This window comes from Arenimonas oryziterrae DSM 21050 = YC6267 (genome assembly GCF_000420545.1).
Lineage (GTDB): Bacteria > Pseudomonadota > Gammaproteobacteria > Xanthomonadales > Xanthomonadaceae > Arenimonas > Arenimonas oryziterrae.
The window spans coordinates 1-16,742 of the sequence record NZ_ATVD01000003.1 but is presented as its reverse complement, the minus strand read 5'-3'; the positions used below and the strand labels follow the sequence as shown (position 1 = coordinate 16,742).

Genomic DNA, 16,742 nt, shown 5'->3' with positions numbered 1-16,742 from the left:
GGGCGTGTTCATGGGGCGATGCGGGCTTCCAGCGGCAGGCCGGCCGGCAGATTTTTCGCAGCGGCGTCGTCGAGCACCAGTTCGGCGCGGTAGACCAGACGACTGGCGTCATCGCCGGTTAGTGCGTAGTAGGGCGTGAATGCCGGCTCGCGGCTGATGTTGCGCAGATGCGCAGGCTGTTCCGCGTCGACACCGCGGACGCGCACCAGAAATTTCTGTCCCGGACGCAGCGACGCGCGCTGACTGGCCGGAACGAATACGCGTGCATACGGCGCCTCGCCCACCAGCAGACTCACCACACTCGCCCCGAGCGGTGGCTGGTCGCCGGCCTTGAAGGGCAGGGCGTCGACGCGTCCGGCGCGCGGGGCGCGCACTTCCAGCCGCGCCCGACTCAGGCGCAATTCTTCCAGTGCTGCCTGCGCTGATTTGACTGCGGCCTCGGCCTGCGCGATCTGCTCGGGGCGGGCGCCGTGGGTTAGTTCGCGCAGTTGCGCTTGTGCCTGGGACACCTGCGCCTGACTGCGATCGCGGGTGGCACGCGCGGCATCGAGGGTCGAACGCGCGACGAGCTGTTTGTCGGCGAGGTCGGCCTGGCGCGCGTACTGTTTCTGGGCTTCCGCGCGACCAGCTTCTGCGCTCGTCAGCGCGGCGCGCGCAGCGTCGAGTTGTTCGCTGCGTGTACCGTTGGTGAGTTCGGCGAGCTGCGCCTGCTGCTGCGCGACCACGGCCTGGGCCTGCGCCAGACGTCGGTCCATGCGGCGGCCATCAAGCGTCAACAGCAGCGCGCCGGCGTCGACGGCGTCGCCCTCGGCCACCGCCAGGGATTGCACAGGCTCGCTTGCTTCCGAGGGCAGGCTGATGCGATCCCACTCGAGCGTGCCGAGCAGGGGCGGCGCGGATTTCGTGCCACAGGCGGAGACGCACAATGCGAGCGCGACCGCGAGCAGCCGACGATGATCAGTTTTCATGTTTCAGTTCCAGTCCCCGGCTGAGCAGGGCGAGCGTGTGACGTTGCATCTGTTCTGTACCGACGTCGTCGGCCGCGAATATCCGTGTCCACACCGGCCTGGCGGCGTGGGCGAAAAGCGTCAGTCCCATGAGCGACACCACGAGCAGGCGGGGATCGAGATCGGGATTGAGGTCGCCGGTGCGTTGCAGTTCAGTGAACCGCGCCGCGAGCATGCGCGGAAGTTGCGGCGCCATGCGCTCGATGATGAGCTCGCGCAGCGTTCCGCCTTCCATGAGGATTTCCCGAACCCACAGTCCCGGCAGCCAGGGATGACGTTGAACCATCGCGCCGACCCCGGCCACGAAGCCGGCGATCAGATCGGCAGGCGGAGCGTTGCCGAGCATCGCCACCGCCTCGGCAAATACCGGCAGCACCCGCTCCTCGATCACGGTGGTGACCAGTTGTTCCTTGCTGCCGAAGTAGTAGCTGACCAGGGCGGGGGTCACGCCGCTTTGTTTGGCGATGCCGCGCAGGGTGACCGCGGCGATGCCTTCGGAGACGAACTGCGCGAGGGTCGTATCGAGAATGCGCGTGCGATGGTCCGCATCGGCGGCGAGGGGGCGGCCGGGTTTTCGGGGCAGAGCGGGGCGGGGGCGGGTCATGCGGCGAATAATAATTAAACACATAAATAATTGTCAACAGGGGCTGGAAATCAAGGCGGCCGCTAGACTGTCGTTATGACTTCGCCCGCCCGCTCCCCGTTCGACCGCCTGTCCGTGGCCCCCATGATGGATTGGACAGACATAAAAAAAAGGTCTATATAAATCATTGGTTTCGGAGCTTGCCAAAGTTGTATGTAGCACGCACGAGGCGCTTCACATTTCGCGAAGCGTGAAAAGGGCAAGCTCTATGCGTTGAACTCGCGTGGCCATGCCCCAAGAATTGAGACCTTTCCGTCGTATGCTCTCCAGTATGAGGTTCCGACCATGACCGCTGGCGTACCCAAGCAATTCGTCCTTTATAAAGACGCTGCTGGACAGTACCGCTGGGTTATGTACGCCGCCAATTCGCGCAAGATTGCCGATTCCGGCGAGGGCTACACCACTCGTGAAGGCTGCTTGGCTGGGCTTCGCATGGTCATCGCAGCGGCTCCCGGCATCCAAGTGAACGACAAAACCACCGGCACCTGGTACACGCCATAACGGCTTGTGGTGCGATGTTGCCGCTGGCAATTTGCCGAGGCCGACCCTATATTGTTTCGTTAACTGGGCTTTTGTCCCGGCCCGTTCTGGAGGTGAGCATGGCCTACTCGGCATCCACAGTCGCCAACTTCTTTATCGACAAGGCCTCGAGCGAGGGACGGGCAGTTACGCCCATGCAATTGATCAAGCTGGTCTACATAGCCCATGGGTGGCATCTAGGCTACTTCAGCAAACCGCTGATCAACGAAACCGTGCAGGCTTGGCGTTATGGCCCCGTCGTCAAATCCTTGTACGACAAAGTTAAGCGATACGGCAGCGGCGCTGTTAGCGAGCCGGTGCAAACGACTTCCGTTCCATGGTCCAGAGACACACTCGATGCTCAGACGCAATCCTTGCTGGATAGCGTGTGGTCGGCGTACGCCGGTTTCAGCGGAATTCAGCTGTCTGCCATGACCCATCAACTTGACACGCCTTGGTACGAGGCGTGGCACCTCCAAGGTGGCAGCTCCCAATATTTTGCTGAAATCTCCGATGACGTTATTGAGCGTCATTACAAGCAGAAGATCAGCCAGTCGCGACCTGAGGCGGCATTAGCGTGAATGGCGGCGGAGCGCAGGGATCTGACGAAGGCGCTGCTTCGCCTCCGCAAAGCGATGCACATAAGGGCAAATCGGAACCAAAGAAATCCGATGATGGGTCCGTGCCAACAGAGCCGCCTAAGATTGCGGCCCCTGCGGCCGATATCTTAGAAGCGACGTCCGACGCTCCGACCGGCCGTTTTCCCGAGATCGAGCTCGACGTCGCGAAAGCCGGTGACAATAACGATCCGTCTGCCGCCTCGATGGTCGAGCAGCTTCCTCTGCCGTCGACCGCGCTAAAAGAGGACTATCGCAGCCAAGTCGAGCTCAACCTAAAGGCCAATCGCGAGCTTCGTGGTTCGGCATTTCGCCTATTGGGCCTCATGAGTTTCGCGTACTTGGTTGCGCTACTTGTAATCCTCATCGGCTTCTTCAATGCCGAAAAGGCCCCGGCTATTATTTCGCACGCGTGGAACTGGCACGTGTACGTGTTGGTTGGGATTGTCCTTATCGTCTTTGCGGCCATCCCGCTTACCTTGGCGATGGCTCTCGTGAAAATGATTACGGAAAAGCCTGACGACAAGTGGGAAGTTGCCGACATCAAAACCCCCAATGTGGAGCTGGCAAAAATTTTCGCGGATTTCATCAAAACGCTGGGCCGTGGATAGTCCGAGCGATGCGTCGAACGTCCTCCCGACGGAAGATGGTTGAAAGTCTGTGTCGATTGCGCTGACGTGTTCCTCCTCCTAAGAACCAAGAAATTGAAGCTCTTTGTCCAAGACGGGGGAGGTTCGCTCTGCACGCGTGCTGCGGCTCTTCCCATGGAGCCCTCATGAACGATGCGTGGATCGCTGCAGTTTTTGGCCTCGTCGGCTCGGTACTAGGAGCCGGTGCCACCATGCTTGGATCGTGGCTGAGTTCCCATACCGAACGTAAGAAGCTCGCCGAACAACGACTCCGTGAGCAGGTCGCAGTGTCTCTGGCGCTCGCCGCGGAACTCAAAATGATGGCAGCGCAAAACCAGGCAATCACCAATGCGTTTGCCCGGTTTGTAGAGGAAGGGCACGCCTTGGATACGGCTCTGCTCAAAGCGGAGCTGACGGGAACCCCACTGTTCTACTCGCGCGTCTGTGATAGACCCGATGCAGTTCCCAGTGAGCTGATCGGAGAGGTGGTGTCCGCGTACGCACTTTTTGCTATGGCAAATGCGGGATTGCAGCGTTGGGCGCTGGCGGTGCCGCAAATCTCTGGGGACCATCTAAAAAATCTCTCAAAGCACACGCAGTTGAGTGCTGAGAAAGGGCTCGAAGCCAGCAAAAAGCTCGTCGCTTTTGCAGAGACTAAGCAGGGGGTATCTAAGCAGCGTTGATTTTCCGCCATTCGGCAGCCGCCGTGGTCTGACGCAAGTCTATGTATTCTGCGAGGGATTCCGCCGAGACTAGCCAGGGCGACTTTTGTGTTCCCAGGCGAAAGGTTGGGATGGGCAGTCTCTGCCGTGCCGCGGCACGCTTTCCCTCTTCGCTCGACATTCCGAAGTGGTGCGCGCATTGGTCGACGGGAATCTGCCCGGTGCCGAACTCGGCAAGCAAAAGGAAAAGAGTCCGAGAGTGGTTCACGCCGATGCCTCAGTCATATGCGGGAGAGGACGTGCTCGGCGCCTGGCGCCGAACACGTCGGGGTGCGAAGGCGGTGGCCGACGGTGCGGTCACTTCTTCGCTGGCTTCTTCTTGACCGCGGTTTTGGCCTTCTTCGCGGGCGCCTTCTTCGCCGCCGGTGCTTTCGCCGACTTGGGTGCGGGCGCCGCAAGCTGAGGCTTCGCGCCGTAGTTCGGGCCGCGGAGTACCTTCGGCAGCCAGCCCTTGCCCTGGAGTAACTTGCCTGCGCTGGCGATGACCTCGTCGCGTTTTGCATCGGACAGCTTGTCTGCATCGGCCTTGCCGCAGGTTTCCTTGATGGCCTCGATAACCAAAGCCTTCGGCACCTGGGCGAGGAACGTATCCGGCGTCGGCTGCCAGTACTTGGCCATGTCCAGCTTCAAGATGCCGGCGATCGCGTCCGCTGCCGGAACGCGGCCGTTCTTGCCGTGCCCAGCTTCCAGCGTCAATGCAGTGAGAAACGCGAGCAGCTGCAACTGCGTGTCACGGCTCTGCTTGAAGATCCACTCGCGCATCGCGTCCGAGTTTTTCGGGAGGCCCTTCTTGAGCCAGACGTCGACGCCCGCCTTCATCGCTTTCCATGCCACGCCGTCTGCCAGGTCTTTCGCGCCGGCGCGGATGTGCAGGTCGTGTGACTCGAAACTGTTGGTCGGATTGATGTGCAACGCGGAGCCGCCGCTGTTGTTGAACAGCAGGCGGTTTGCCATCGCGTGAATCAGGAGCGGCAGCGCGACGTCGACGTTGGTCGACACCAGCGCCTGCAGCGCGAGCGTGCGGTGCGCCGACAGGCGACGGATCATCGGCTCGCCGAGTTCGGTCTTCTTCGGCGCGGCGGGCTTGTCCGCCTTCGGAGTGCCGGTGACCTTGTCGCCCTTCGCCTGCTGCCCAGGCCTCAGTCGGCCACGGTGCACCTGCAGGCCAAAGTGGCTGAGGAACACCAAAGCGCCGGCCTCGGTTTTCGCTTTGTCGGACCACTTCTCCAGGTCTCGATCGAGCCGCTCGACTTCGAGCTTGAGCGTGTCCTCTTCGTGCCGCAGCGCGTCGATCGCCTCCTCGTCCCATTCCTCGACTTGCTCGAGGTCGCCGACTTCCTGGTGGATCTGTTCGAGCCTCGCAGCGATGGCCTTTTTGCGATCGGTGACTTCCTTGCTGGGCTTGGTCACGATCGGGCGCGACGGGTGGGCCTGGTATTCGTAAAGCTGGCTGTGATCGAGGGTCAGATGCGCTTCCACCCACGACCAGCCCTCCTTCTCGACGGCCGCGGCGACCAGGGCCAGCTTTTGTTGGGCGAGCTCGCGCAGTAGCTTGGGGTCTGTCAGATAAGCGTCGTCGTTCGTGGAGAATAGATCCTTGCGCACCGCGCCGCCGGCGGCGACATAGGCGTCGAGGCCGACGAACACGGCCAGCTCCGAATTGGCACGCACTTCGGCCGACGTGAGTCGACGACGCAGCTCCATGGGCTCGCGCTCGTGCCGGTGCGTGGTCTTGTCCCAGACATTCTCCTGTGCCTCGTGGTCGTCCGTCAGTGCGAGCGCCTGCAGCTGCTCCAGGTCCATACCGCCCTGGCGATACAGGTCGAACAGGCGGGGGCTGACGTTGGCCAGCTTCAGGCGCTGCTTCACGAACAGCTCCGTAACGCCGAAGTGGGCCGCGACGTCTGCAATCGACGTACCGCGCTCCACCAGGTCGCGAAATGCCTCGAACTGGTCGGCGGGGTGCAGTGCTTCGCGCATGATGAACGTGGACAGCGAAGCTTCGGTAGCGCGCTCGTCGGTGTTGGCCGCCATGATTGCGCACGGCGCCTCATAGCTCGCCGGCAGGTGGTCCTGTTCGATGAGGACGCGGAGCGCAGCCACGCGGCGCGAGCCGTCGACGACTTCGTATTTGCCATCGATGCCTGTGCGCACGACCAGGTTATGCATCAGGCCGACCGCGCGAATGTTGGCGGCCAGTTCGGGAATGGATTTGCCGCCGGTCTTGCGGACGTTCTGCGGCGACGGTTGCAGCGCGGAAAGCGGGAGGGTGGTGAGATTCATCGGAGGTCCTGTCGAAGGAGTCGGCGTCAGTCGCCGGTGTGGGCGCGGGGAGGATTCGTCGCGGGTTTCGGCATCCAAGCCGGGCAGCGCTCGAGGTCTGCTTGCGGCGCCATGCGCGCCTGAAAAGGGTCTTGTGCGGCGTCGGGATTGAACTCGGCGAAACGCCGGCAGGTGCCACAGATCTTGATGTCGGCGCCTTCGCAGATCGCGTAGTAGGTCATCCGGCTTGCTCCTCGAGGACGGTGGTGTGCCCCGTCCTGAGCAGCTCGTTTCCGCTGCGCGTGATCATGGCGCGCTGGCCGTCCTGCTGAAGCGTGAGCAGGCCCCAGCGCTGCAGCGCGAACACAGTGCGCGTGGTGAAAGCCTTGCCGCCGGCGATGGCGACGTAGCCACCGCGGGCGCGTTTGAGATGGGACACATTGCTCGCGCTGAGCAGGACGTCGCGCTGCAATTCGCTGAGGCTGCTGAATTCGAGATTCATGGCAGACCTCAGGCGGCGTTCGCGACGGGAATCAGGTGGTAACGGCCCGCCGTGCGTCCGAGCCATTCTTTGCCCTCGGGGCGCAACGTCACCGTGCCCTGGTCGAAGTTCACCTGGGACACATTGGCGCTGAACGCTTTGCCCGACGTCGGTTTGACGTTGGCCGGTGGCGGAGCGCCGTCTGCGAACGCCTGGCGTTCGAGGCTCCACTCGCGGGCGCGTTTGCGCATGAGTCCGGCTTCGATGTTCAAGCCGTTCGCCTCGAGGCGGTCCGCGTAGGTGTCCAGAAAATCCGGGCCGGTGATTTCATCTTGATCAGCCATGTTGTCTTTCTCCAGTTGTCGAAGGTGGGCGGTGGCGGCGGCGAAGTCGCACATGACGATCACGCGAGCTCGGGTTCGTTGGGTTGCCGGCGACGCAGCTGCTCGGCGCGCTTCTTGCCGGCGCGGATGGCCAGCAGCGTGTGTCCCGGTTCGCGCATCGCCCAGGCGATCGCGGCGATGGTGTTGGACTCGTCACATCCGATCTGCCGGCAGTGGCGATCGACCGCGCGGGAAATGTCGGTCGCATCGGACCGCGACGGCTTGCTGGTGAGTAGTGCAGTTGTGGCGACGAACGCGGTGGTGCAATGCGAGAGATGCATGGCGGACTCCGAGTCAGGACCAGAGGGTGGGATTCGGGCGCGGCGCCGGCGGCGCGACGTATCGCAGGTCGCGTGAGGCGGCTCGGCGTTGGGAGACGTTGTCGGCCCAGAGCGCGCAGGCGAAGCCCAGCGCGAAACCGCCGACCAACAGGCACGCGCCAGCCATGGCAATCGCGCCGGCCGACGAGGCAGTGATGCGCACCAGGTCAGCAGACATGGCGATGCCGACCCCGGCCAGCGTGGCGAGAGTCAGACCTATGCAGTACGCGATGCGAGTGCGAACGGAACGAGTGCGCATGTGCCCTCCGAAGTGGAGGGCAGCCCCAGTGCTCTAGGGGTGGAACACCGGGGCTACCCTGCCGGCGGGGAGGCCGGCAGGGGGACAATATGCATATACCGCATATGTGTCAAGCGCATATGGCGAAATGCGCCTAGTCGTTGATGTCCGCTTTTAGGACGGCGCCCCAGCGATCGACCACGCAGAAGTAGGACAGGCGGCGCGCAGGCGTCTGGCCTTTGGCGGGATGCTCTAGGGAATTGCCGTTGAAGATCAGCGACCCTGTCGAGGGGTCGTAGACGCTCGTGTAGGTGAGCCGTGCGTCCAATAGGTGGTCCCATGCGGCACCAGGAGGTGCCTGACTGGTGATTGCGTCACTGCAGGGGATCTGGATCTTTGACGCGACTTTGGCGGCCATACAACGGCTGTCGGTCTGTTCGCAGTTAACGCTCGCCGGATCCGCAGTGACGCGCTCATTCGAGCGAAACCACAAATAGAGCGCCCCAGCCAAAATGGCAAGCACCACTAGAGCTCTTACATCCTTTCGAGCGGCGGCGCGGCCTCGGGATGTCGCGACTGCTTCGCGAGCTCGGCTGGCCACAGCCTTGGTGTCTGATTCGTCCATGCTCTCCTCGACTAGTTGCGGAAGGCGTGTTCGGCAATCGTGCGCACCACGCCAAGAATGATCACGGTCTTGTCGATTAACAGCGCGGGGAACTGAGGGTTTAGAGGCGTCAAGTACATGCGCCCGCCATCCTGCGTCAATTTCTTGAATGTGGCAGCTGGTTCATCATCGATCTGGGCAACTACAAAATCGCCTGAGGTAGCGGTTGCTTTCGGATCGACGACGATTCTGGTGCCCGGAGGGAAGCTGGGAGCTCCGCGAGGATTGACCATCGACTCTCCCTCAATCTGGAGCGCATAAGCTCGAGTGGACACGCGAGCATGCGTTGGAACCCACTCCTTCACGTCTTCGGGTGCGAGGGGTTCATCAGACTCGGTGAAGGTTCCGGCTTGAACCCAGCCGATGAGCGGAACAAGCGTCGTTCCAGACTCAGCTCGAGGGCGATAGGTCGCTGCACCAGAATCGCGGACTTTGAGGTCCGTTTCCACGGCCTCAAATATCTCCGAGACCCTGACGCCGTAGATCTCGGCCAGCCGGGCTAGGGTGTCCTGGTCGACGCCTTGGCGCCCCCTCTCAATCCGCGAGATAGTGGTTTGGTCCACTTGCATGCGGTCTGCAACGTCGACCTGTTTTAGGCCCGCTGCGGCGCGAAACTGGGCCAGTGCGGCCCCTAGCTGCTGATTCCTGTCCATTCGGGCAGTGTCCGCGTATGAGCCCGGCGCATAAAGGGCGGAATGCGCATGCAGTTGACGCCTAATATGCAGATAATGCATATTAGGGTCCATGAGCACTCTCCTGCGCGAAGCACGAAAGAAAAAAGGGCTGACCCAAGCCGAGCTCGCTGCGGCGTTGGGCAGGGATCAAAGCAGCATCTCCAAGTACGAGGCCGGCGAGATCCGGCCTGACGTCGACGTGGCGAAGCGTTACGCGGAGCTGCTGGACATCAGTGTGGTTGATGTCCTGTATCCGCCCAGCGCGGAGGCGGCCTGACATGCCTCGCGCAGCGACTTTTGAATTGAGCGCGACTCGGCATGGAACCGTTGGCGTCGCCGTGACGCGCAGATACATCAGCAACGCGACTACGTCTCCCGGACCGTTCGAGGTGGACCAGGCACGCAATGCGACGAACCGGAAAGGGGAGGGCGCGGATTTCATACCGCGCAGCTTGTGGCAACGCGGAGGTTCTCCGCATGAAGCGTAGTTCTCACTTCCTGCCACCGCGGTCATCGGTGATCTACGACATCACGCGAAAAATGCTCAACGCGACCGCACAGAACGTGATGACGTTCGCTATGCACGTGGCCGAGCGCTACCTCGAACAGGTGCACCCGGATTTCCGCCAGGTCAAGTTTCGGGAAGACCTGGTTGCCAGCGCGAAGAGCAATGCGCAGATCCTCGATCGGTATATGAAGGGCACCGTCAAGGTGTTGCCGGCCGATCTCGAGGACGCTTGGGTTGACGCCTTGCCGGAACCCTATCGCAGCGACTGCGAGCGTGAGTTGGCCGCTCGCCGCGGTCGCTACTCCGAGAAACGCATCGAGGCGACCGCACACGGCGAAGCCATTGGTCTGGCGGATCTGGCGACCCAGTTCGGTGAGCTGGTGACGGCTCTCGGGCCTGCCTTGTCGGACGGTCGGATCACCGAATCGGACTTGCCGCACGCTCGTCGCATCGTTGCCGAGGCGGATGACCTGATTTCAGCTGTGCTTGCCACGCGCCGCAATGTCGCGGGCCTGCTGCAGGAGATGCCCCATGGGTGACTCGATCGATCGAGCACAGGATCGCGAGCAGTTGGACCGTGAATTCGCGCTTCGTGACCAGCTCAACAGGCAGCGCGTGGGCCTGTGCGAATGCGAGGAATGCGGTGACTCCATCAGTCCACTGCGTCGCAGTCTCGGTGCGCGCTTGTGCGTGATGCACCAGGAGGCCTTCGAAGCCGAACTACGCAAGCGGGGTGCGCGAACATGCGTCTAGGACGCCGTGACCCCGTTCACCGCGCTGAGGTCCTGAAGCGCGAGCGCGAGATGGCAGCGGAATTGTTCAACCCGCCCACCGAGGAAGAGCGGCAGCGCATTGCTCGCGTTCTTGGCCGCGAGGACGTGCTCACCGATCCTCAGCAGCCGCTACCGCTGGAGCGCGCAGCATGACGTCCGGCGCGGCAAAGCGAATCGACAGCGTCGCCCTGCTTGCTGAGATCGACTTGGTGGCGCTCGTGGCCGCTACGGTCAAACTGCGCCGGGCCGGTCGGGAGTGGACCGGGTTGTGTCCCTTCCACGACGAACGCTCGCCAAGCTTCACGGTGAACCCGGACAAAGGGTTCGTGCATTGCTTTGGATGCGGGGCGCACCACAACGCGATCGGTTTCGTGATGGCGTTGACGGGAAAGAGTTTCGTCGAGGCTTGCGCCCAGCTCTCAGGCGGCGAGTCTGCGCCAGCCCGGATCAAACGCACTTCGTACGGACGTCCACTTGCGGCAGGTGCAACCTGGATACCCATGCGCGTGGTGCCGGATGATGCGTCGCCGCTGATTGCGGCCGACGGCAAGGCGACCATGTTCAATCCGAAGCGCGGCCGTTACTGGACCTGCACGCCCGCACGTGCTGATGCGTATCGAAACGCCGAAGGGAAGCTGCTGGGGTACGTCCTCCGCATCGAAATGCGCGATGGAGCCAAGATCACGCCACAGGTCACCTGGTGCATTGGGCCCGACGGGCTCTCCCAATGGTGCGTGCGGCCTTTTCCCGAGCCGCGGCCACTGTTCGGTCTCGATCGGCTTGCTGCGTATCCCGAGAAGCCGGTGCTGATCGTCGAAGGCGAGAAATGCGCGCTAGCTGGCGCTGACGCGTTGCCACCGTATGCGGTTATCAGCTGGCCCGGCGGCAGCAAAGGCATGCGGCACGTGAACTTCGAGCCATTGAAAGGCCGCGACCTGGTGCTCTGGCCTGACGCGGACAAGCCGGGCATGGAAGCAATGCTGGGTCGCGAGGACTACACCGGTCGCCTGTTCGATGGTGTCGCGCAGCTTGCATGGCGCGTTGGGGCGCGTTCGATTCGCCTGGTGGATCCCGAAGGCCAGCCCAAGGGCTGGGACATCGCCGACGCCCTGCAAGTCGACGGCTGGACGCCACGCCAGCTCGCGGCCTGGGCCGCAACGCGCGTGTGCGAGTTGGACATCGTGCTCGACGACAGTCGGAGGGCAGCATGAAGCCACTTCCACCTGCCTCGGTTCAGCGACTCTCCGATGCGGACCTCCTGCTGTTGATCGAGCGCCTGGTGCGAGAAATCCCGCAGTCGCAGTCCTTGTTGGCGCAAGCACGGCGCGAAGCGAACCGCCGGCAGAAACCTGCGGGAGACCAATGAACGTGGCCCGCGAAAAGATGAAAGTGATCGCCGGTGGCAAAGGCGACGATGCTGGCGGCAGCGACGGCTCCGGTGGCGGTGGATTCAACGCGCCGGGTGACTGGCGCGCAGGTCTCGTCCGCACGAACACCGGCGCCGTGAAGGGTGTGAGCCACAACGTGATGCTCATCCTGGACAACGACCCCGCGCTGAAGAATCTGTTTTGGCTCGATGAATTCGGCAATCGCATCGCATTGGATCGCCTGCCGCCATGGAGTGGAGGTACGCGCGACGAATTCACCGAGGTAGACGCTCTCGAACTCTCGGCGTGGCTGGGCAGTCCGGATCGCTACACGATGGCTGTCGGTATCGACCTGGTGATGCAGGGTGTCGAGGCGATTGCCCGCCGCAAGAAGCGACACACGGTGCGCGAATACCTCGAACGCCTGGTCTGGGATGGCACACCGCGCGTGTCGCGGATGTTCGTCGACCTCTTCGGGGCGAGCGAGAGCGAGTACGCCTTGGGCGCTGCTCCTTGCATGATGGTATCGGCAGTCTCCCGCATCCTGTGGCAGGACCCGACCCAGCCCAGCAAGGGCTCCAAGGTCGACTTCATGGTGGTGCTCGAGGGCGGGCAGGGTGCGGGCAAGACGACGTCGGTGTTGGAGCTGTTCACGGCCGAGTGGTACGCCGAGGCAACCGAGTCGCCGGCACACAAGGACTTCTACCAGACGTTGCGCGGACGTTGGGCCATCGAGATTGGCGAGATGGACTCGTTCTCGAAGGCCGACGTCTCGAAGGTCAAGCAGGCCATCACCACGCGCTTCGACGTCTACCGCCCCAGCTACGGGCGCACCGCCAGGTCATTCCGTCGCGAGTGCGTGTTCGTCGGCACGGTCAATGGCGATGACTACCTGCGTGACGCCACGGGCGCTCGGCGCTTCCTGCCCGTCACCGTGGGCATGATCGACATCCAGGCAGTCGTGGCTGCGCGTGACCAACTGTGGGCCGAGGCGGTTCACCTGTTCAAGCATGGCTTCGAGTGGTGGCAGCTACCCCCAGGCGCGAAGCGCGAGCAGGACGCGCGTTTCAGCGAGGACGTCTGGATCGAAACGATCGTGCGATGGCTGGAGGGTAAGGCGGCCGCGAGCCACTACGAGCACATCAGCATGGAAGAGCGCGACAAAGATGGGCGCGTGGACGAATGCTCGGTGGCTGAGCTGCTGGGCGACTGCCTGAGGATCGACACGGCGCGCCACGACCGCACGGCACAGACGCGTGTGGGCTCCATCATGCGGCGCCTGGGCTGGGACAAGTACCGACCCGTGAAGCGCGGTGAGCGCGTGTGGTGCTACTACCGTCCGCAGGAGGAAGGCCGTGGATAGGTCCGTCCAACCCCGTCCAACCGAATGTCCAACCCCGTCCAACCTCAAATGCAGGCGGGACGCGGGGCCGTCATACCGTCCAACCTGTTTCACGTACCCGCGTAAGCAAAAGACAGTAGCCCGCTTTTCTCTATACACAACAAATCGGTTGGACATGGTTGGACGGTATGACGCGCCCAGCAACGGCGCGGGTCTCAGCGCGTCCAACCTCCGTCCAACCCTCGAAGGGCGTTGGACGGGCGTGCAGCTCTCAAGCGGAACCGAGACCGAGGCACATTCGCGGGTCCTCCCTGGGCGGATGTTCCGCGGGCAATATGGCTCGCGATTTGCGTGCATGTTTCTTGTTCCGTGTTTGGTTCCGGGGTTCCGTTCTGGTCCCGGGGTGGCTGCATGAGTTCCGGCAAGCCCTTCATGACCACGGCGGAATACGCCGCGCACCGCGGGGTCAGCGACTCCTACGTCCGTCGGATGCGTCGCGACCGGCGCCTGGTCGAGCGCGAAGACAAGTTGATCGATGTAGCGGCATCCGATGCGCTGCTCGACGAGACCAGCGACCCCACGCGCGGCGGTGACCGCAGTGCGCCCACAGAGGCCCCGGCCGAGACCGCCGCACCGACGGCCGCCGGCGCTGCGCCTGAGGTCGATCCTTTCAGCCTGCGCGAAGCCATGCGGCGCGAGCGCCTGGCCAGGGCCCGGATGGCAGAACTCGAGCTCGGCGAAACGGCCAAGCAGCTCGTGAGAGTCGATCAGGTCGACCGCGATGTATTCACGCTGGCGCGTCAGGCGCTGGAACGGTTGCGTTCCATCCCCAGCCGCCTCCGCTCCCAGCTCGCCGCGGAAACAGATCCTCGCGCCTGCGAGGCGTTGCTGGATGCGGAAGTTGCGAAGGTCTGCGAGGACCTGCAGAAGTCGGCTACCGCGATGTTCGACCGCACGAAGGAGCCGACGCCGGCGCACCGCGAGGCCGCCGCGTGATGCTGGATTCCTTCTCGATCGACTACGACGTCATTCTTGCCGATGCCACTCGGACGGTGACCGAGGCGTGGGTGCGCGGCATGACGGTGCCACCGCGCGTGACCGTGAGCCAGCACGCGGACCAGACGCGAATGATCGCCAAGGGCGCCGGCGCTGAGCCGGGCCCGTGGCGCACCAGCCGCAATCCGATGCTGCGCGAGATCCAGGACGCGCTCAGCGACCACTCGCCGGTCCGCGAAGTGGACTTCAAGAAGTCCGCGCAGATCGGTGCGACCGAGATCGGAATCAACTGGACCTGCTACGTCATCGATCGCGGCCTCGACTCGATGATCGTCGCGCAGCCAGTCAAGGACCTGGCGCGCAGCTGGTCGACCAGCAAGTTCGAGCCGGCCGTGCAGCTGATGCCGTCGCTCGCAGGAAAGATCGAATCCGACAACACGCTGGAGAAGCGGTTTCCCGGTGGCACGCTCTGGGTCATCTGGGCGAACTCCTCGAACCAGCTGCGGCAACGCACGGCGCGATTCGTGTTCATGGACGAACTCGACGAATACCCCGCGGACCTGGGCGGGCAGGGCGGCGCCGACGACCAGCTGGCTGCCCGCGCCATGTCGTACGGCGATCGCGCCAAGATCTACCGCGCGTGCACGCCGACCGTTGCGGGCCGCAGCAAGATCGATGCCGGATTCCAGCTCGGCGACCAGCGGTACTACCAGGTGCGCTGCCCGAGTTGCTTGGCGCACCAGAGATTGCAGCGCGATCAACTTCAGCCGAACGGCACCTTCGCCTGCGCGGTGAATGGATGCGTGATCGAAGAGCACCACAAGGCCGCAATGCTCGTGGAGCGGTCCGCGTGCGCAGGGTGCGGCGAGGTACCGGTACGCGTCATCCGCAACCGAGATGCCCAGGGCCACCTGACCTACGCCGACGAGTGCATGTGCGGGGCCGTTGAGAATCCCTCGCCACCGGACGGCGCCTTCTGGCTTCCGACGAATCCGGACGCCGAGGCGTTGCATCGCAGCTATCACAGCTGGGCCGCCTACACGCCGGAAGGTCTGGGAATGAGCTGGGTCGAAATTGCGGGCCGACGTGCGGACGCGGAAGCGAACCCGGATAAGCAGGCCGCCTACGACAACCTGGTGTGCGGTGAAGTCCACGAGGGCGAGCGCAAGGCCCAAGACTCGTCGGAGATCGAAGCGCTCGCAGAACCCGGCGTGCACCGCGGCGCGGTGCCTGCGGGATCGTTCGTCCTGGTGTGCGGCGTCGACTGCCAACATGACCGCTTCGAAGTGCAGCTCATCGGCATCGGACGTGGCCAGCATGCCCGCGTGGTGGACTACACCGTCGTCGACGGCGATCCGTCACGGCCCGATGGCTATGCGGATCTCGACGCCCATCTGCAGGGGCTCTGGCGAAATGTGCACGGCCACGACATGCACATCAGCGCGCTCGCGATAGACGGGGGCAACTGGACGGAAATGGTGGCCCAGTTCGTGAAGTCGAAAGTCGGCTTCTCAGGGCACCACCGCATGGTCAAGGTGGGCGAAGAGTTTCGGAAGCAATCGGTGTACCTGGTGCGTGGCCGCTCAGAGCACAAGTCGGAGCGAGCGGTGTACCGCCCGGCGAAAACGGAAGTCAACGAACGGGACAAGACGGTGGCACGCAGCGTGGGCTTGTGGGGTGTCGGCACGAGCGTACTCAAGCACATCATTTTCGGCTGGCTCAGCAGTGCGGTGACTGCCCGCGCGGAGGCTGACAAAGCGGGTACCGCGGATCCCATCGAGCAGCGAATGCTCCGTTTCCCCGGTGGTCGCGGAGAACCCTTTAACGCGATGAAGCCTGACGCCGGCATGCTGCCGCCGACTTACTTCAAGGGATTGACCTGCGAGTACTTCGACCTGGACGCCGAGCAGTGGATCACGCCGAAGGGTGCGCGCAACGAGCCGCTCGACACGCTCGTCTATGCGCTCTGGGCCTCGCTGAGCCCCGCGGTGAAAGTCGACGCCATGCGCGAGTGGCAGTGGGAAGCCTTGGAGGCGCAGTTCGGCCCACCGGCAGAGGATCTGTTCTCTACGCCCAACGCTTCCCGTGAAACACAAGGTTCGCCGCCTTCGTCGACCGCGTCACCTGCTTCCCGTGAAACATCAACTTCGGCGCCGGGTTTCGGAAGCGCCGGTTGGAGTGGCCGCCTGTGAATCGCGAAGCTGACCAGGCCCAGGAGCTGTTCGGGGAGATTCTGGGCGCGATCTGCCGCGACACGGGACTCCGCGAGGAACTGGCGATGCCCTACGCAGAGGCCGCGTTCGCCTTCTTGCAGAGCGTTCACGGCGGACAGCGGTTGTACATTCCTGCCGCAGACAGGAAGCACCTGATCGACAAGATCGTCAGCCACTACAACCGACACGGCGATGCTTCGAAGACCTGCGCCGAGTTCGGGATCAGTCGGCGGAAGCTCTACTACCTACTCAAAGCCGCACCGAAAAACGCCCAAAACCAAAATTAGGGCAAAAGTTTGCACTGGGCGGTTTTCATACCCAGCAACGGCGCGGGTTTCAGCTTGGCTCAGTGCAAAGTCTTGCCTATTTTTTGCACTAGCAGTT

General features: G+C 63.2%; 22 protein-coding genes. 11 read left to right on the top strand and 11 right to left on the bottom strand.

What is annotated here, in order from left to right:
• Positions 1 to 8: 8 nt before the first annotated feature.
• Both G467_RS0108495 and G467_RS0108490 read right to left on the bottom strand, forming a co-directional pair.
• On the bottom strand, positions 9 to 968 hold the full coding sequence (locus G467_RS0108495; protein ID WP_022969310.1) for an HlyD family secretion protein: 960 nt from the start codon (positions 966 to 968) through the stop codon (positions 9 to 11).
• The gene (locus tag G467_RS0108490) at positions 958 to 1,611 is read right to left on the bottom strand and encodes a TetR/AcrR family transcriptional regulator (protein WP_022969309.1); all 654 of its coding nucleotides are present in this window, start codon (positions 1,609 to 1,611) and stop codon (positions 958 to 960) included. Before G467_RS0108490 ends, G467_RS0108495 begins: the two co-directional genes overlap by 11 nt.
• 324 nt (positions 1,612 to 1,935) lie before the next feature.
• Here G467_RS0108490 and G467_RS17820 point away from each other — a divergent pair, with 324 nt between their 5' ends.
• From G467_RS17820 to G467_RS0108465, 4 genes are all read left to right on the top strand, one after another.
• Positions 1,936 to 2,151 carry a YegP family protein gene (locus G467_RS17820; RefSeq protein WP_081644623.1) on the top strand — a complete coding sequence of 72 codons (216 nt, stop codon included), beginning with the start codon at positions 1,936 to 1,938 and terminating at the stop codon, positions 2,149 to 2,151.
• A 98-nt stretch (positions 2,152 to 2,249) separates the two neighbouring features.
• A complete protein-coding gene (locus G467_RS0108475) occupies positions 2,250 to 2,750 on the top strand; it encodes a Panacea domain-containing protein (RefSeq protein ID WP_022969306.1) in 501 nt (166 codons plus the stop codon).
• On the top strand, positions 2,747 to 3,397 hold the full coding sequence (locus G467_RS0108470; RefSeq protein WP_155844859.1) for a hypothetical protein: 651 nt from the start codon (positions 2,747 to 2,749) through the stop codon (positions 3,395 to 3,397). The genes G467_RS0108475 and G467_RS0108470 overlap by 4 nt, the downstream gene beginning before the upstream one ends.
• Before the next feature lie 164 nt (positions 3,398 to 3,561).
• Positions 3,562 to 4,098, top strand: a complete 537-nt coding sequence (locus G467_RS0108465; protein WP_022969304.1) for a hypothetical protein — start codon at positions 3,562 to 3,564, stop codon at positions 4,096 to 4,098.
• On the opposite strand, the gene G467_RS18500 is transcribed toward G467_RS0108465, so the two are convergent.
• The 9 genes from G467_RS18500 to G467_RS17475 form a co-directional block, all read right to left on the bottom strand.
• The gene (locus G467_RS18500; protein ID WP_162140748.1) at positions 4,085 to 4,345 is read right to left on the bottom strand and encodes a pyocin activator PrtN family protein; all 261 of its coding nucleotides are present in this window, start codon (positions 4,343 to 4,345) and stop codon (positions 4,085 to 4,087) included. The two genes, G467_RS0108465 and G467_RS18500, sit on opposite strands and share 14 nt — an antisense overlap.
• Before the next feature lie 89 nt (positions 4,346 to 4,434).
• Complete coding sequence (locus G467_RS0108460) at positions 4,435 to 6,420, bottom strand: ParB/RepB/Spo0J family partition protein (RefSeq protein WP_022969303.1); 1,986 nt, start codon at positions 6,418 to 6,420, stop codon at positions 4,435 to 4,437.
• A gap of 26 nt (positions 6,421 to 6,446) precedes the next feature.
• Positions 6,447 to 6,641, bottom strand: a complete 195-nt coding sequence (locus G467_RS0108455) for a hypothetical protein (RefSeq protein WP_022969302.1) — start codon at positions 6,639 to 6,641, stop codon at positions 6,447 to 6,449.
• Positions 6,638 to 6,901, bottom strand: a complete 264-nt coding sequence (locus G467_RS0108450; RefSeq protein WP_022969301.1) for a hypothetical protein — start codon at positions 6,899 to 6,901, stop codon at positions 6,638 to 6,640. Before G467_RS0108450 ends, G467_RS0108455 begins: the two co-directional genes overlap by 4 nt.
• 8 nt (positions 6,902 to 6,909) lie before the next feature.
• On the bottom strand, positions 6,910 to 7,278 hold the full coding sequence (locus G467_RS0108445) for a hypothetical protein (protein ID WP_022969300.1): 369 nt from the start codon (positions 7,276 to 7,278) through the stop codon (positions 6,910 to 6,912).
• A gap of 5 nt (positions 7,279 to 7,283) precedes the next feature.
• Positions 7,284 to 7,544 carry a hypothetical protein gene (locus G467_RS0108440; protein ID WP_022969299.1) on the bottom strand — a complete coding sequence of 87 codons (261 nt, stop codon included), beginning with the start codon at positions 7,542 to 7,544 and terminating at the stop codon, positions 7,284 to 7,286.
• A gap of 13 nt (positions 7,545 to 7,557) precedes the next feature.
• Entirely contained in the window at positions 7,558 to 7,842 is a 285-nt protein-coding gene (locus G467_RS0108435) for a hypothetical protein (RefSeq protein WP_155844858.1), read from the bottom strand.
• A 133-nt stretch (positions 7,843 to 7,975) separates the two neighbouring features.
• The gene (locus G467_RS0108430; RefSeq protein ID WP_155844857.1) at positions 7,976 to 8,446 is read right to left on the bottom strand and encodes a hypothetical protein; all 471 of its coding nucleotides are present in this window, start codon (positions 8,444 to 8,446) and stop codon (positions 7,976 to 7,978) included.
• An 11-nt stretch (positions 8,447 to 8,457) separates the two neighbouring features.
• Positions 8,458 to 9,231, bottom strand: a complete 774-nt coding sequence (locus G467_RS17475; RefSeq protein WP_051130438.1) for a helix-turn-helix domain-containing protein — start codon at positions 9,229 to 9,231, stop codon at positions 8,458 to 8,460.
• Here G467_RS17475 and G467_RS0108420 point away from each other — a divergent pair.
• The 7 genes from G467_RS0108420 to G467_RS0108385 all read left to right on the top strand — a co-directional run bounded on the left by G467_RS0108420 (position 9,230) and on the right by G467_RS0108385 (position 16,645).
• Positions 9,230 to 9,436 (top strand): helix-turn-helix transcriptional regulator, encoded by a 207-nt coding sequence (locus tag G467_RS0108420; RefSeq protein WP_022969296.1) that lies wholly within the window; start codon positions 9,230 to 9,232, stop codon positions 9,434 to 9,436. The genes G467_RS17475 and G467_RS0108420 overlap by 2 nt on opposite strands.
• A gap of 239 nt (positions 9,437 to 9,675) precedes the next feature.
• On the top strand, positions 9,676 to 10,206 hold the full coding sequence (locus tag G467_RS0108415; protein ID WP_245559059.1) for a hypothetical protein: 531 nt from the start codon (positions 9,676 to 9,678) through the stop codon (positions 10,204 to 10,206).
• Positions 10,207 to 10,589: 383 nt separating this feature from the next.
• Positions 10,590 to 11,651 (top strand): CHC2 zinc finger domain-containing protein, encoded by a 1,062-nt coding sequence (locus tag G467_RS0108405; protein WP_022969293.1) that lies wholly within the window; start codon positions 10,590 to 10,592, stop codon positions 11,649 to 11,651.
• Between the two features lie 151 nt (positions 11,652 to 11,802).
• Entirely contained in the window at positions 11,803 to 13,170 is a 1,368-nt protein-coding gene (locus G467_RS16025; protein WP_022969292.1) for a virulence-associated E family protein, read from the top strand.
• A 390-nt stretch (positions 13,171 to 13,560) separates the two neighbouring features.
• Positions 13,561 to 14,145 (top strand): hypothetical protein, encoded by a 585-nt coding sequence (locus G467_RS16020; protein WP_022969291.1) that lies wholly within the window; start codon positions 13,561 to 13,563, stop codon positions 14,143 to 14,145.
• Positions 14,145 to 16,337: a terminase gpA endonuclease subunit gene (locus G467_RS0108390; RefSeq protein ID WP_022969290.1), complete on the top strand. Its 2,193-nt coding sequence runs from the start codon at positions 14,145 to 14,147 to the stop codon at positions 16,335 to 16,337. The genes G467_RS16020 and G467_RS0108390 overlap by 1 nt, the downstream gene beginning before the upstream one ends.
• Complete coding sequence (locus G467_RS0108385) at positions 16,334 to 16,645, top strand: hypothetical protein (RefSeq protein ID WP_026802495.1); 312 nt, start codon at positions 16,334 to 16,336, stop codon at positions 16,643 to 16,645. Before G467_RS0108390 ends, G467_RS0108385 begins: the two co-directional genes overlap by 4 nt.
• Positions 16,646 to 16,742 lie beyond the last annotated feature (97 nt).

Excerpts from the sequence above, each read along its gene's own strand:
- G467_RS0108495 (WP_022969310.1), bottom strand. The coding sequence starts at position 968 with ATGAAAACTGATCATCGTCGGCTGCTCGCGGTCGCGCTCGCATTGTGC.
- G467_RS0108490 (WP_022969309.1), bottom strand. The coding sequence starts at position 1,611 with ATGACCCGCCCCCGCCCCGCTCTGCCCCGAAAACCCGGCCGCCCCCTC.
- G467_RS17820 (WP_081644623.1), top strand. The coding sequence starts at position 1,936 with ATGACCGCTGGCGTACCCAAGCAATTCGTCCTTTATAAAGACGCTGCT.
- G467_RS0108475 (WP_022969306.1), top strand. The coding sequence starts at position 2,250 with ATGGCCTACTCGGCATCCACAGTCGCCAACTTCTTTATCGACAAGGCC.
- G467_RS0108465 (WP_022969304.1), top strand. The coding sequence starts at position 3,562 with ATGAACGATGCGTGGATCGCTGCAGTTTTTGGCCTCGTCGGCTCGGTA.
- G467_RS0108460 (WP_022969303.1), bottom strand. The coding sequence starts at position 6,420 with ATGAATCTCACCACCCTCCCGCTTTCCGCGCTGCAACCGTCGCCGCAG.
- G467_RS0108455 (WP_022969302.1), bottom strand. The coding sequence starts at position 6,641 with ATGACCTACTACGCGATCTGCGAAGGCGCCGACATCAAGATCTGTGGC.
- G467_RS0108450 (WP_022969301.1), bottom strand. The coding sequence starts at position 6,901 with ATGAATCTCGAATTCAGCAGCCTCAGCGAATTGCAGCGCGACGTCCTG.
- G467_RS0108445 (WP_022969300.1), bottom strand. The coding sequence starts at position 7,278 with ATGTGCGACTTCGCCGCCGCCACCGCCCACCTTCGACAACTGGAGAAA.
- G467_RS0108440 (WP_022969299.1), bottom strand. The coding sequence starts at position 7,544 with ATGCATCTCTCGCATTGCACCACCGCGTTCGTCGCCACAACTGCACTA.
- G467_RS0108435 (WP_155844858.1), bottom strand. The coding sequence starts at position 7,842 with ATGCGCACTCGTTCCGTTCGCACTCGCATCGCGTACTGCATAGGTCTG.
- G467_RS0108430 (WP_155844857.1), bottom strand. The coding sequence starts at position 8,446 with ATGGACGAATCAGACACCAAGGCTGTGGCCAGCCGAGCTCGCGAAGCA.
- G467_RS0108420 (WP_022969296.1), top strand. The coding sequence starts at position 9,230 with ATGAGCACTCTCCTGCGCGAAGCACGAAAGAAAAAAGGGCTGACCCAA.
- G467_RS17475 (WP_051130438.1), bottom strand. The coding sequence starts at position 9,231 with ATGGACCCTAATATGCATTATCTGCATATTAGGCGTCAACTGCATGCG.
- G467_RS0108405 (WP_022969293.1), top strand. The coding sequence starts at position 10,590 with ATGACGTCCGGCGCGGCAAAGCGAATCGACAGCGTCGCCCTGCTTGCT.
- G467_RS16025 (WP_022969292.1), top strand. The coding sequence starts at position 11,803 with ATGAACGTGGCCCGCGAAAAGATGAAAGTGATCGCCGGTGGCAAAGGC.
- G467_RS16020 (WP_022969291.1), top strand. The coding sequence starts at position 13,561 with ATGAGTTCCGGCAAGCCCTTCATGACCACGGCGGAATACGCCGCGCAC.
- G467_RS0108390 (WP_022969290.1), top strand. The coding sequence starts at position 14,145 with ATGCTGGATTCCTTCTCGATCGACTACGACGTCATTCTTGCCGATGCC.